This is a genomic window from Leptolyngbya sp. FACHB-711, assembly GCF_014695615.1.
In the GTDB taxonomy this organism is placed as follows: domain Bacteria; phylum Cyanobacteriota; class Cyanobacteriia; order Elainellales; family Elainellaceae; genus Leptolyngbya_A.
In genome coordinates this window covers 1-12,179 of record NZ_JACJOR010000396.1, presented here as the reverse complement: position 1 = coordinate 12,179, position 12,179 = coordinate 1, and the positions used below count along the sequence as shown (strand labels likewise).

14 protein-coding genes, 1 tRNA gene and 1 other annotated feature are annotated in these 12,179 nt (G+C 51.2%); of the genes, 9 read left to right on the top strand and 6 right to left on the bottom strand.

All coding sequences use genetic code 11. From position 1 onward, the window contains the following. Positions 1-209 precede the first annotated feature (209 nt). The 3 genes from H6F80_RS16790 to H6F80_RS16780 form a co-directional block, all read right to left on the bottom strand. Positions 210-764: a hypothetical protein gene (locus tag H6F80_RS16790; protein WP_190792670.1), complete on the bottom strand. Its 555-nt coding sequence runs from the start codon at positions 762-764 to the stop codon at positions 210-212. 302 nt (positions 765-1,066) lie between these two features. Next, entirely contained in the window at positions 1,067-2,539 is a 1,473-nt protein-coding gene (gene ffh / locus H6F80_RS16785) for a signal recognition particle protein (RefSeq protein ID WP_190792669.1), read from the bottom strand. A 234-nt stretch (positions 2,540-2,773) separates the two neighbouring features. After that, the gene (locus H6F80_RS16780) at positions 2,774-3,454 is read right to left on the bottom strand and encodes a DUF6962 family protein (protein ID WP_190792668.1); all 681 of its coding nucleotides are present in this window, start codon (positions 3,452-3,454) and stop codon (positions 2,774-2,776) included. Positions 3,455-3,456: 2 nt separating this feature from the next. Between H6F80_RS16780 and H6F80_RS16775 the strand changes: the two genes are divergently transcribed. Further along, complete coding sequence (locus H6F80_RS16775; RefSeq protein ID WP_190792667.1) at positions 3,457-3,933, top strand: CYTH domain-containing protein; 477 nt, start codon at positions 3,457-3,459, stop codon at positions 3,931-3,933. 10 nt (positions 3,934-3,943) lie between these two features. Here the strand turns inward: H6F80_RS16775 and holB are convergent, their stop codons facing one another. Further along, positions 3,944-4,912 (bottom strand): DNA polymerase III subunit delta', encoded by a 969-nt coding sequence (gene holB / locus H6F80_RS16770; protein WP_242067409.1) that lies wholly within the window; start codon positions 4,910-4,912, stop codon positions 3,944-3,946. Between the two features lie 157 nt (positions 4,913-5,069). Here holB and rplS point away from each other — a divergent pair, with 157 nt between their 5' ends. From rplS to rplL, 8 genes are all read left to right on the top strand, one after another. Continuing rightward, the gene (gene rplS / locus H6F80_RS16765) at positions 5,070-5,468 is read left to right on the top strand and encodes a 50S ribosomal protein L19 (protein ID WP_518523600.1); all 399 of its coding nucleotides are present in this window, start codon (positions 5,070-5,072) and stop codon (positions 5,466-5,468) included. Positions 5,469-5,637: 169 nt separating this feature from the next. Then, a tRNA-Trp gene (locus H6F80_RS16760) sits at positions 5,638-5,710 on the top strand. 100 nt (positions 5,711-5,810) lie between these two features. Continuing rightward, positions 5,811-6,098 carry a preprotein translocase subunit SecE gene (secE, locus tag H6F80_RS16755; RefSeq protein WP_518523599.1) on the top strand — a complete coding sequence of 96 codons (288 nt, stop codon included), beginning with the start codon at positions 5,811-5,813 and terminating at the stop codon, positions 6,096-6,098. After that, positions 6,098-6,736: a transcription termination/antitermination protein NusG gene (gene nusG / locus H6F80_RS16750; protein WP_190792666.1), complete on the top strand. Its 639-nt coding sequence runs from the start codon at positions 6,098-6,100 to the stop codon at positions 6,734-6,736. Before secE ends, nusG begins: the two co-directional genes overlap by 1 nt. Positions 6,737-6,742: 6 nt before the next feature. After that, positions 6,743-7,168 (top strand): 50S ribosomal protein L11, encoded by a 426-nt coding sequence (gene rplK / locus H6F80_RS16745; RefSeq protein ID WP_190792665.1) that lies wholly within the window; start codon positions 6,743-6,745, stop codon positions 7,166-7,168. 111 nt (positions 7,169-7,279) lie between these two features. Then, the gene (gene rplA / locus H6F80_RS16740) at positions 7,280-7,993 is read left to right on the top strand and encodes a 50S ribosomal protein L1 (RefSeq protein ID WP_190792664.1); all 714 of its coding nucleotides are present in this window, start codon (positions 7,280-7,282) and stop codon (positions 7,991-7,993) included. Positions 7,994-8,043: 50 nt separating this feature from the next. Continuing rightward, positions 8,044-8,194 (top strand) — a sequence feature (ribosomal protein L10 leader region). A gap of 79 nt (positions 8,195-8,273) precedes the next feature. Then, positions 8,274-8,813: a 50S ribosomal protein L10 gene (rplJ, locus tag H6F80_RS16735; protein WP_190792663.1), complete on the top strand. Its 540-nt coding sequence runs from the start codon at positions 8,274-8,276 to the stop codon at positions 8,811-8,813. An 89-nt stretch (positions 8,814-8,902) separates the two neighbouring features. Then, positions 8,903-9,298, top strand: coding sequence for a 50S ribosomal protein L7/L12 (rplL, locus tag H6F80_RS16730; RefSeq protein WP_190792662.1), 396 nt, complete (start codon positions 8,903-8,905; stop codon positions 9,296-9,298). A 120-nt stretch (positions 9,299-9,418) separates the two neighbouring features. Here rplL and H6F80_RS16725 read toward each other — a convergent pair whose 3' ends face one another. Continuing rightward, positions 9,419-10,885 (bottom strand): phosphoglucomutase/phosphomannomutase family protein, encoded by a 1,467-nt coding sequence (locus tag H6F80_RS16725; RefSeq protein WP_190792661.1) that lies wholly within the window; start codon positions 10,883-10,885, stop codon positions 9,419-9,421. A gap of 464 nt (positions 10,886-11,349) precedes the next feature. Then, positions 11,350-11,859, bottom strand: coding sequence for an allophycocyanin subunit beta (gene apcB, locus H6F80_RS16720; protein ID WP_190792660.1), 510 nt, complete (start codon positions 11,857-11,859; stop codon positions 11,350-11,352). Positions 11,860-12,179 lie beyond the last annotated feature (320 nt).

Sequence of the window (12,179 nt, the reverse complement as noted above, 5' to 3'; positions counted from 1 at the left end):
CCTGTTTCCCTCTTTTGCGAGTTTGTAGTCAGCTTTGTAGTCAGCAATGGGGGAAGCTTTGCCCCCTTAGCAATCGACCTACTTTGAAAATCGCGTTTCATTCCTAAACAAGAAACAAGCCCAAAAAAAACAAGGGACAATCGCCCCTTGCTGCCTATCAGATAAATCAGATCAAGATCACTTCAGAACGGCGAAGCTGACTCGATCGCTTAGTTCTTAACCTGCTTGGCAATATTGCGGAAATAGTCCATGCTCGGACCCGGACGACGACGACTGCCGCTCGTTTGAATCAGATAGTTAGGGGCAAAGGTTTGATCCGTTTTAGGTTCGGTCGCAGCCGTTTTGACTGGCTCAGGCAGGCTTGCGGCTTCCGCCTTGCGCGACTTTTTACCGTTCGTCTTGCCGTTTGCTGGAGCCGAGCCGTTTGCCGGAGCCTCTGTGATCGCCGCTTTGACGGTTTCAAGCGGAGCCGGAGCAAGATTACCCTTTGCCGGAGCCCCTTGAACCGCAGTTGCTGCCTTTGCCTCTACCTTTGTTGCTGCCTTTGTCGCTTCTGCTTTTGCTGCTTCGACTTTTGCCGGAGCTTTGGTGGGTTCAGGCTTTGCTGCTCCTTGCTTTGCAGGCTCAGCCGATGCCCCTGCCGAGAGGGGTTCTGCCTCCATGTAATAGCCAGATTTGCCCCCGCCTACAATCTTGCCCACGCTCTTAAAAATGCCGCCTAAGAAAGCGAAGATTCCGCCGATTAATTTACCAATGACGCCCATATCTCCGATCGCTCCTGGTGATACCTTAATTCAGTTTTATTGCAGACAATGACGACCTGAATGAACCCATGAAACGAATCTTCGTGAAGTCAGTTCAGGGAAAAAACAAACAAAATATTATGGTGTCCCTTGTGATATTGCCTTCTGCGGAAGGCACAAGACATCGGGTGCAATTAACCCTCCAGCTATGAGCCTATCACGAGATGTTCTTCTGATATTCAGGAATTTACACCTTGCTACAGTCTGTTTAGTGTCTACTTAGGGTCTGCCCACAGTCCGCTTACAGTCTGCCCACAGCCCGCCTACAAAGAGCCAAATCCTTTGCGCTTCTTCTCTTTTTTCTTCTTCTTACCCGATGCCCCACTCGGATAGCCGCGCCAGCCTGGAGGGGGTGCATTGCCTGGGTTGCCCGCAGGTGCGCCGCCAAAAAGACCCCCCATTCCGCCCATGCCTGGCATTCCCATTCCGGGGAAGTTGCCCTGACCCATTTGCTGCATCAGCATCCGCATTTTCTGGAAATCGCTGATTAGCTTGCTCACATCTTCGACTTTGTAGCCTGCCCCTTTCGCAATTCGCCGCCGACGGCTGGGAGAACCTGCTAGCAGTTCCGGGTCGCGCCGTTCTTCGATCGTCATGGAGCTAATCATTGCCTCCACCCGCTTGAGCTGTTCTTCGCCCTGGCGGAGCTGGTCTTCGGAAATTTGCTTGCCCATTCCCGGAATCAGCTTGACGATGCCTGCCAGCGAGCCCATGTTTTTCATCAGGCGAGTCTGCTTCAAAAAGTCGGTGAAGTCAAACTTGGCAGTAAGAATTTTTTCCTGAAGCTTTTCTGCTTCTACCAGATCAACTTCTTCCTGTGCTTTTTCTACCAGCGTCAGCACGTCGCCCATGCCCAGGATTCGCTGCGCCATGCGATCGGGATAAAAGGGCTGAAGTGCCTCGACCTTCTCTCCCACGCCAATAAATTTAATCGGCTGACCGGAAATGCGCCGCACCGACAGGGCTGCCCCACCTCGCGTATCGCCGTCCATCTTGGTCAAAATCGCGCCTGTAACCCCAATCTGCTCGTGAAAGGTGCGCGTCAGGTTGGCAGCTTCCTGTCCGGTCATCGCGTCCACGACCAGCAGCACTTCGTGAGGCTTCACGGTGTCCTTGATCTGTGCCAGCTCTGCCATCATCGACTGGTCAATCTGCAAGCGACCCGCCGTGTCGATAATCACCGTATCAACGCCGTCTGCCTTCGCTTTTTCAACGCCCTGCCGCGCAATCTCAACCGGGTTTGCATCTTTGCCCAGATCAAACACGGGTACATTAATCTGCTTACCCAGCGTGATGAGCTGGTCGATTGCCGCAGGACGGTAAACGTCAGTTGCTACCAGCATTGTGCTGCGATTTTGCTTGCGAAGGTGCAGAGCCAGCTTTGCCGAAGCCGTCGTTTTACCCGTTCCCTGAAGACCTGCCATAAGCACGATCGTCGGAGCGGTATCGGCTTCTGCCAGAGGAACGTTCGTTTCGCCCATCAAGCCAGCGAGTTCGTCGTAAACAATCTTGATAAACTGCTGACCTGGATTCACGCCCGCGATGACTTCCGCGCCCAGTGCCTTTGTCTGCACGTCTGCGACAAAATCCTTCACCACCTGAAGGTTTACGTCTGCCTCCAGCAGGGCACGCCGCACTTCTCGCAGAGCATCCTGAATATTCGACTCAGAAATTTTGTCCTGCCCCCGGAGCTTTTTCCAGGCAGCATCCAGACGATCGGATAACGCTTCAAACATAGGCTTCAACAACCAGGGCTTTAAGAACTAGGCTCTAACCACAAAGGGCAATTATCAGCAGCACAATTGCCGCAAGTCCATTTTCCTATTGTAAAGACTGATAGGAAGAGTCGCGTCGCTGATTTTGCCTTAAGGGGAATTGGAGGAGTTTGTACGGGAGTCTGTAGAAGATTGAACTTTAGAAAATTGAACTTTGCTCAAACGGTCAGTGAGTGAGCAGCATTGAGCGATCGACTAGCGATCCTTCAAAATCCTCGCGCCCCAATACAGCAGGTACAAAGCCACCATTTGCACCAGATGATACAAATCATTGTGATTGAAGGAAGGTGCAATTGAAATCCGCGTTGCCTGAATCCCGATCGCAATCATGGAAACGCCAATTCCAGCACTAATCCAGATTGCACTCCTGCGCTGACGTTGAAGCTGCACCCATTGCAGCAGCACCACCACGAGCATTGCTGACCCATAATCGATCGCCATCGGCACAAATTGCTGATACTGTCCCACCTGCGCCAGATATAGAGCTGACTTACCGCCGATTGCCACAATTGCCACCCAACGAATCCATCCCGCGAATGTACTGAAAGTTGCCCCCAGCAGCATAAAAAAACTAGCGCAGCCGATCGCATAACCCGTCAACGTCCACAGGCGATTCAAAAGCGATAGCGTTAAAATTGGGGCAAAACCGTGACAGGTTCCCCCTGCCGCCGCCGCGATCGCAACCCAGCCAAACGCAATCCCCCAGAAAAAGCGCGATCGTTGCAAACCCAGTTTGTCGTGCTGTATCTTGTTCTGCCCCAGTAGGGCAACTGCTAAAAGCGTAGACTCTAGCGCGATCGCGTAGTCCGTCAGGGTTGTCGTCGGTTCAGCAAGCACGATTTCTGAACCATTGAGCGCACCAAAGGAAAACAGCAATCATGGGTATCGAGATTGAGCGAAAGTTTTTAGTGCAGGGTGATAGCTGGCGATCAAAGGCTACTGCGACCCCCTACCGTCAGGGCTATATTTTAGCGACGAAAGAGCGCGTCGTTCGGGTGCGAATCGCCGGGGAGCAGGCTTACATTACGATCAAGGGTGAGTCAGTTGGCATCGGTCGCGCTGAATATGAATATCCCATCCCAGTCACTGATGCAACTGAGTTGCTCGATACGCTCTGCGATCGCCCCCAAATTGAGAAGGTGCGGCATTGTCTGGCGAGCGGCGACCTAGTCTGGGAAATTGATGAATTCCACGGCGAAAATCAGGGACTCATCATGGCAGAAGTCGAACTCCCCAACGCTGATTACCCCCTACAGCTTCCTGATTGGATTCGCGAAGAAGTGACGCAAGACCCGCGCTACTATAACGCTTATCTGTCAAAGCACCCCTACCAAACCTGGGGAATTTCTTCTTGATTTCAGGTTCTCAGCCAGCAAATTCCTGCATTTTCATTAGTGTTACCTCCCACACCAGCTGAGGCTGCACATACTGCAATAGCATTCGGCGGGTGTTTTCTAGCAGAGACAAATAGTAGGGCTGTTGCTGTTGCCAGTAATGCTGCTGCAAATAGTCCACCAGCCAAAGCTGAGTTTCGCCATCCAGGCTGCGAACAATCTGACGTGCAAGATCAAGGGCATCTTTGAGACTGACAGGAATAGCCGTTGCAGCATGAAGTAGCTCGATCGAAACGGTCTGAAGCTGCTGCCAGTGAACGATCGCCTCCCCCGGGCTCCCCTGCGCCAGCGTCAAAATTTCGGGATGGTTCAAGATTTCCCCTTGTCCTACCTGCGTCAGAATTTGCGCGATCGTCTCCCTGTCCAGTCGATAAAACGGAACTCGCTGACAGCGAGACACTAAGGTGGGTAATAAGGACTCTGGGCTGGGCGCAATCAAAATCAGCGTTGCCTGTCCTGGTTCCTCCAGCGTCTTTAACAGTCCATTTGCAGCGGCTTCTGCCATACGGTCTGCCTGCTCTAGCACAATCACCGATCGACGAGCCTCTAGCGGCGCACGACTCAAAAACCGAGCAACCTCCCGAATCTGCTCCAGCCGAATTTCAGGCAGCGATCGACGTTTAATCCCCAACTCCACCGCCTCAGCCGCAGAAAGAAACTTTCCCTGATGCAAATAAGTTGGCTCCACCCACAGCAAATCAGGATGATTGCGCTGACGAATTCGCTGCCTCAATCCCTCAGAAATCGGCTCTAATGGCTGACGCGCCAGTAACAGCTCTGCAAAGCAGCTTGCTGCCAAACTCCGCCCCACTCCCGCAGCCCCAGCAAATAAATAGGCAGGCGCAATCCGCCCCTGAGTCACTGCACGAGTAAGAAGCTCGATCGCCTGAGGCTGCCCTAAAAGCGGCTCAAAACTAGACAGCATTACTGATCGTTCCATCTCAACCATCCCCGAATCGTTTCCCATTGTAAAAGTCGTCCCAACCCTCCCCCCAATTTCACCCTTTCACCCGGCCCCCCGTAGGCAAACCGTTCCTCATTCGCAAAACACTCCCCACTCGTAAACCAATCCCTAGACTTTTCCCTCTCTCCAGGCTATGATAAGCAATTGTGAGTTTTGCTGGGGTCTGATGAACGCGCAGGAGATTATCCGCTCGATTGAAGCGGAACACTTAAAGCAAGATCTCCCCACCATCCATGTTGGGGACACAGTTCGGATCGGAGTACGAATTCAAGAAGGCGGCAAAGAGCGGGTTCAGCCCTACGAAGGTACAGTCATTGCCATCCGTCGGGGCGGGATCAACCACACGATTACCGTGCGTCGCATTTTTCAGGGCGTTGGCGTAGAGCGGGTTTTTCTGCTCCACTCACCGCGAGTTGCCAACATTAAGATCATACGTCGCGGTAAAGCCCGGCGGGCAAAGTTGTACTACTTGCGTGAACGGGTGGGTAAAGCCACTCGCCTCAAGCAGCGGTTCGATCGCCCTCTGGAATAGTCGAGTTTCTGCGATCGCAAGCATTTGTGATTGGTGGCTCGCCCAGTTTGCAGAAAGTTGCAGGAAAAATGCAGTTTGCACTCCCCCGTTAGATTTCTGACAAGCTAGTTACCAATCGCTCTTTGCTGCTAGACTAGGAAAGGCATTCCCAAATCAACCTTAACCGCGTGCGTCCTTAGTTCAGTTGGTAGAACGCAGGTCTCCAAAACCTGATGTCGGGGGTTCGAGTCCTCCAGGGCGCGCTGGTTCTATTTCTTTCAGTTGATTTCTTTCAATTGATGAAGGTTAAGGATTCGCTGAAAAGCAGGAAATGAACCCTTTTGAATGAGGCGACAAAGGGCTGTGGCAAAGAAAGACGAGACAGAAGCTAAGGCTCAAAAAATGTCAAAAGACTCTAAAGACGCTGCTAAAGAGTCTAAAGAAGTCAGGAAAGCGGAGACGGGAAAAGCAGGATTTGATCCCGTTGAGTTTGTTAAAGGGACAAGAGAAGAATTAGATAAGGTTGTATGGCCCTCACGCCAGCAGCTCATTAGTGAGTCGGTCGCAGTCATTTTGATGGTCACGCTCTCTGCAACGCTGATCTATTTTGTTGATCAATTATTTGGTTGGGCTGCTAGCCAGGTGTTCTAATGGCTCTTTCATCTGACGAAGCTGATAATCTTTTACAGCAAAGCGAGGACACAGAAGATGAGTCCACTCCCCAAGGGACACCTCGCTGGTTTGCCGTGCAGGTTGCGTCGGGGTGCGAAAATCGCGTCAAGCTCAATCTAGAGCAGCGAATCGAAACCCTGGATGTTGCGAATCGCATCCTGCAAATCGAGATTCCCCAAACGCCAATCCTCAAGCCCACGAAAGCAGGCAAGCCGAAGGAAGGAGCTGAAAAGGTTTTTCCAGGCTACGTGCTAATTAAAATGGTTATGGATGACGACACTTGGCAGGTTGTCAAAAATACGCCAAACGTAATTAACTTTGTGGGCGCAGAGCAAAAGCGACGATACGGGCGGGGAAGAGGTCATGTGAAACCTTTGCCGCTTGGTGCAGCAGAGGTCGAACGGATCTTTAAGCAGGCGCAGGAGCAAAAGCCAGTTGTCAAGATTGATATGGCAACGGGTGACAAAATCGTGGTGCTATCAGGTCCATTTAAGGACTTTGAGGGCGAAGTGATTGAGGTGACTCCAGAGCGCAGCAAGCTGAAGGCGTTGCTATCGATTTTTGGTCGAGATACGCCCGTCGAGCTTGAATTTAATCAGGTTCAAAAGCAGAGCTAGTTTTCAATGGCTAAGAAAGTTGTAGCGATTATTAAGTTGGCAATTACGGCAGGAAAAGCAAACCCTGCTCCCCCGATCGGTCCGGCTCTCGGTCAGCACGGGGTCAACATCATGATGTTCTGCAAGGAATACAATGCGAGAACTGCTGATCAAACAGGTCTTGTGGTTCCGGTAGAAATCTCCGTTTTTGAGGATCGCAGCTTTACGTTCATTCTCAAAACACCTCCGGCTTCGGTTTTGATCACCAAAGCAGCTGGAATTGAGCGAGGTTCGGGTGAGCCAAACAAGAAAAAGGTTGGTTCCATCACGCAGGCGCAGCTCCGAGAGATTGCTCAAACTAAGCTGCCTGACTTAAATGCAAATGATATTGATGCAGCGATGAAAATTGTTGCAGGAACCGCTCGCAATATGGGCGTGACGATCGTTGACTAGAAAGTTCAAGACGAACTTGCTTCAACCCTCATTTCAGACTGATAAATCAGACTGACGAAAATTCTATCGGGGGAGAGGAAACTCCTCGCAATTACCCCAGGAGTGTAAGACATGGTTAAAAAAGTATCGAAGCGTTTACAGGAACTCAAGCAAAAGGTTGAGGAACGTCCTTACCAGCCGCTTGAAGCTCTTCAGCTTTTAAAGGAAACGGCAACCGCAAAGTTTTCAGAATCGGCAGAGGCGCACATCCGCCTCGGAATTGACCCCAAGTACACAGACCAGCAGCTTCGGACAACCGTTGCACTGCCGAAGGGAACAGGTCAGGTGGTTCGTGTTGCGGTGATTGCACGGGGCGAAAAAGTTACAGAAGCTTCAAGCTCTGGCGCAGATATCTATGGTTCTGAGGAGCTGATCGACCAGATCCAGAAAGGCATGATGGACTTCGATGTACTGGTCGCAACGCCAGATGTCATGCCTCAGGTCGCAAGGTTGGGTAAGTTGCTGGGTCCTCGCGGCTTGATGCCGTCGCCTAAAGGTGGTACGGTGACGTTTGATGTCGCTCAGGCGATTTCTGAATTCAAAGCTGGAAAACTAGAGTTCCGGGCAGACCGAACGGGAATTGTTCACGTTTTGTTTGGCAAAGCATCCTTCTCGCCGGAAGATCTGTTGACGAACCTAAAGACACTGCAAGAAACGATCGATCGCAACCGCCCTTCAGGGGCAAAAGGACGTTTCTGGCGAACAATGTATGTTTCTGCCACAATGGGTCCGTCGATCGAAGTTGATATCAACGCGCTGCGAGATCTGAAGGCAGATGCAGCTTAATGACGCGCTAAACTAAGAAGGACTTGCAGGAGTCACAAGTTTGCCAAATTCCCACAACTAAATCACAGCCGTAGACAGCAGGCGCATTATGCTTAATTTCCTGCCGAGGTTCTCTTCTTCCATCGCGATCGATGGTCGATGAAATAGTGAGTTTAACTCACTTGAACCCCGGCACGCTGTTCGGGGTTTTTTGTGTCTAGAGCTTTCATGCTTTTATCGGTGGGAATAACGGCACGAATGGGTTTGTTCTTTACTAATGACTTAAGGAGGTGAGAAACGAATGGGAAGAACGCTGGAAGATAAAAAGGCGCTTGTTGCAGAACTGAAGGAAAGCCTGAGTCAGTCCCAGCTTGCAGTGGTGATCGACTACAAAAGCCTGACTGTTGCTGAAATTACCGATCTGCGGCGGCGGCTACGTCCGAAGGGCGGCGATTGTAAGGTGGCGAAAAACACGTTGATGCGGATGGCAGTCCAGGACGACACGAACTGGCAGCCACTGGGCCAAATTGCAAAAGAGTCCTCTGCATTCCTGCTGCTAAAAGATGATATTGGCGGCGCACTGAAGGCATACCAGGATTTCCAAAGAGTCACAAAGAAGTCTGTGATTCGCGGTGGCGCAATGGAAGGTCGCTTGCTCAGCGAGGACGATGTGAAGGCGATCGCTGATCTACCCTCGAAAGAGCAGCTCATCGCTCAAATTGCTGGGGCGATCAATGGTGTGGCAACCAAGCTGGCGGTTGGCATCAACGAAGTTCCTGGTGGACTAGCGCGGGCACTGCAAGCGATTGCTGATAAAGATAAAGAGCAAGAAGCAGCTTAGTTTTAGGTCGATTAGGTTTAGATCTAGGCGGATCTCGATCGAAAAGACCGAAAAGTTTCACTTACTAAATCACTCTAGGAGTTGAGCGAATGTCTGAAAAAACTGATGCAATTCTAGACCAGCTTAAGACCCTAACGCTGCTGGAAGCGTCTGAACTGGTCAAGCAAATTGAAGAAGCCTTTGGCGTAAGTGCGGCGGCTCCGGCTGGTGGCATGATGATGATGGCTCCGGGCGCAGGTGCAGCAGCTCCGGCTGAGGAAGTTGAAGAGAAGACCGAATTTGACGTGATTCTGGACGAAGTTCCGGCAGATAAGAAGATTGCCGTGCTGAAGGCAGTCCGTGAACTGACGGGTCTGGGTCTGAAGGAAGCGAAGGATCTGGTGGAATCAACGCCCAAGCCTGTGAAAGAAGCTGTGGCTAAGGAAGCAGCCGAAGAAGCTAAGAAAGCGATCGAAGCGGCTGGCGGTAAAGTGTCGATCAAGTAAGTTGATCGCAGTTTTATTGGTTACTTTCAGTTCTAATTGATTAAGTTCTGAAAGTGATATCTCAAAGAGGGGGCATTAAGCCCCTTTTTTGTTTTTTATCAGCTAATCGACCTTGCGCCTTTAACCGGAAATCGCGTTTGCCCAGTCCTTTGCCCATAAAAGATTTGCCTGAACTCGATCGTCGGTCAGTCCTTCAGAGTAGAGGCGCAGTACAGGCTCCGTGCCGCTAAATCGAATCAGGAGCCAGCTTTGATCGGCAAGCTGAAGTTTGTATCCGTCGATCGTTAGACAGTCAACCACGCCTTGTCCGGCAACTTCAGTAGGGGGCTGGGTTTTGAGCTGTTCCAGCAAGCGGGCACGCACCTCCATACTGGCGAGGGGAAGATCGATGCGATCGTAGGTTGAGGCGTATTCCGTTTTTTGCTGCAAAGTCTGATGGAGATGGCTCAGGTCCTTTCCAGACTGAACGATCGCCTCCAGCAAATACAGAGCAGACAGCAGCGCATCGCGTTCGGGAATATGATGCCCATAGCCAATGCCGCCCGACTCTTCGCCGCCCAGGAGCACTTGCGTTTCCAGCATTCGATCGGCAATGTACTTGTAACCAATCGCCGTTTCGTGCAGGGGCAGGTTGTAGAGTTGGGCGATTTTTGGAATCAGGTTGGAGCCGCTGATCGTTTTAATCACTTCACCTGTAAAGCCCCGTCGTACTGCCAGGTGCTCGATCAAAATGGGAATCAAGACTTGAGAGCTGAGGAAATTACCCTGTCCGTCTACCGCAGCCACGCGATCACTGTCGCCATCAAACACTAAGCCAACGGCAAGATTGTCATGGGGCTGTTTCAGGCGATCGAGCAGCGTCGGGATATAGCGAGGCAGGGGTTCGGGTGCGCCACCGTCAAACAAGGGATCGCGATTGCTGTTTAGCTCCTGAATTGGTGCATCAAGCAAACGGGCTAATCCGCCCGCCGCTGCCCCGTGCATGACATCGGCAAAGACAGTGAGCTGACCCGAGCGCAGCGCAGTTTGAATGGCTCCAATATCGACTTGAGCGCGCAGCGTATTGCAGTAATTTTTCCAGGGATCAAAGGTTTGTAGTGAAGGAAGCGGATCGGCAGGAGCAGCGAGGGCGGCAGGCGTTTCCTTGAGCTTCGCCTCGATTTTTTGGGTTACTTCCGGCGGTACTGATCCCCCAAACGCACCTTTGACTTTTAACCCTGAATAAATGCCTGGGTTGTGGCTAGCAGTAATGACCAATGCACCCAGCGCGTTAAGCTGCTTGGCGGCTAAACTAAAAGCCGGAGTTGGCGCGTAGGTTTCCGAAAGCAAGACTTCGTATCCGGCAGCTTGAACCGCTTCTGCGGTGACTCTGGCAAACTCTTCGGAGAGGAAGCGGCGATCGTATCCCACAATAATCAGACGACTGCCGTTACTGCCGTAGGTGTCGGCTAATGCATGGGCAGCGAGAGGTGCAACGCGCAGCAGTCGCTCAACGGTGAAATCAGCGGCAATCACGCCACGCCAGCCATCTGTGCCAAAGGTAATCGGTTTTGCTGCCAGGGACGCGGGGGAGATGGGAACTGCCATAAAAATTGCCTCTCAGGTCGTCGATCGTAGGGCTAGTACGGTAGGGCTAACAGGGTGGGCTAACGGGTGGCTAACTCAGGCAGAACCGAAATCTGGTTCTAAAGCAGCCGGAGTAGTGCATAACAACGTCAGTACATTGCATCTTCAAGGGATGACAACTACAGCTTAAAGCAAGCCACTAGGTAAAAGTATCGGCGATCAAGTTGCCCTTCAGACAAGTGCTTTTACGAAAAATCGCCGTAAACTTTATTAATTCTGGTGAGTCGAAGCGGAAATTTTACAAGGTTAGCCTTCTTGTTCAGTGTTTGGCAGCGAACCCTACCGATATTGTGCCCACTCAGCTGCAATTCGAGTATTTTTATTACAAATAAAAAAGGACATCTCATTTCAGAAATGCCCTTTGATTTCATTGCGTTTGGTTTTGCTATAGGCATGCGTCTAGACGATGCTCAGTCCAGCTCTGATTACACATCCTGTTCGCTGAGTTCGCGGGTCATGTAGTCAAAGGGCTGATCGACGATCGCCGCATTTTCTATGCCCGCAGCAGCAACTTGCTCTTTCACAATATTTTTCATGATCTGAATGCCAATCACCGTGGAACCGATCGGCACACCGAGCGAATTGTAGGTTTCACGCAACCCTTGCAAAACGCGCTCATCTAGCACATCCATACTGCCTGCAACCAGGGCATAGCTGGCATAGCGCAGGTAGTAGTCCATGTCGCGCAGACAGGCGGCATAGCGGCGCGTGGTGTAGGCATTACCACCCGGACGAATGAGTTCAGGAATTTCTTCAAAAAGCTGCGACCCTGCCTGACGCACGATCGATGCAGCATTGGAATTGATCACGGCGGCTGCCTGAGTGCGAGCGGTGCCGCTATCGAAATAGGCTTTGAGGGTGTCTAGCGCATTGCGATCGAGATATCGACCTGTGCTGTCGTAGTTTTTAATGAGGCTCGTCACCGCGTCCCGCATGAGATCTGATCTCCCAAAAATTCCGATTAGTAATCGTGCTTACTATTAGCAATTCGCCCTTCAGTGTATCACGGTGCGTTTCTCAGAATTCGCAGCAAATCAGCGATCGTAAGGCTTCTGATTGTTAAGTTTTTTGTCTATTAAGTTGTGTTTTGAATTGTGGAAAGTTGCAGGAGAAGGGACATTTTGTAATCTACGATACAAAATCCGGGTGAACCAGTTCCTACGATGGTTCAGGTGTGTTACAACCCGGTTCAATTTACGAAATTTCTCTTGAACGCAGCCTAACCCCAACTCCAGGTTATTGCTATCGCTGGGTG

Coding starts and splice junctions, on each gene's coding strand:
- H6F80_RS16775 (WP_190792667.1), top strand. CDS start 3,457: ATGGGTATCGAGATTGAGCGAAAGTTTTTAGTGCAGGGTGATAGCTGG.
- nusG (WP_190792666.1), top strand. CDS start 6,098: ATGGCTCTTTCATCTGACGAAGCTGATAATCTTTTACAGCAAAGCGAG.
- rplA (WP_190792664.1), top strand. CDS start 7,280: ATGGTTAAAAAAGTATCGAAGCGTTTACAGGAACTCAAGCAAAAGGTT.
- rplS (WP_518523600.1), top strand. CDS start 5,070: ATGATAAGCAATTGTGAGTTTTGCTGGGGTCTGATGAACGCGCAGGAG.
- H6F80_RS16790 (WP_190792670.1), bottom strand. CDS start 764: ATGGGCGTCATTGGTAAATTAATCGGCGGAATCTTCGCTTTCTTAGGC.
- holB (WP_242067409.1), bottom strand. CDS start 4,912: ATGGAACGATCAGTAATGCTGTCTAGTTTTGAGCCGCTTTTAGGGCAG.
- rplJ (WP_190792663.1), top strand. CDS start 8,274: ATGGGAAGAACGCTGGAAGATAAAAAGGCGCTTGTTGCAGAACTGAAG.
- ffh (WP_190792669.1), bottom strand. CDS start 2,539: ATGTTTGAAGCGTTATCCGATCGTCTGGATGCTGCCTGGAAAAAGCTC.
- H6F80_RS16725 (WP_190792661.1), bottom strand. CDS start 10,885: ATGGCAGTTCCCATCTCCCCCGCGTCCCTGGCAGCAAAACCGATTACC.
- rplL (WP_190792662.1), top strand. CDS start 8,903: ATGTCTGAAAAAACTGATGCAATTCTAGACCAGCTTAAGACCCTAACG.
- rplK (WP_190792665.1), top strand. CDS start 6,743: ATGGCTAAGAAAGTTGTAGCGATTATTAAGTTGGCAATTACGGCAGGA.
- apcB (WP_190792660.1), bottom strand. CDS start 11,859: ATGCGGGACGCGGTGACGAGCCTCATTAAAAACTACGACAGCACAGGT.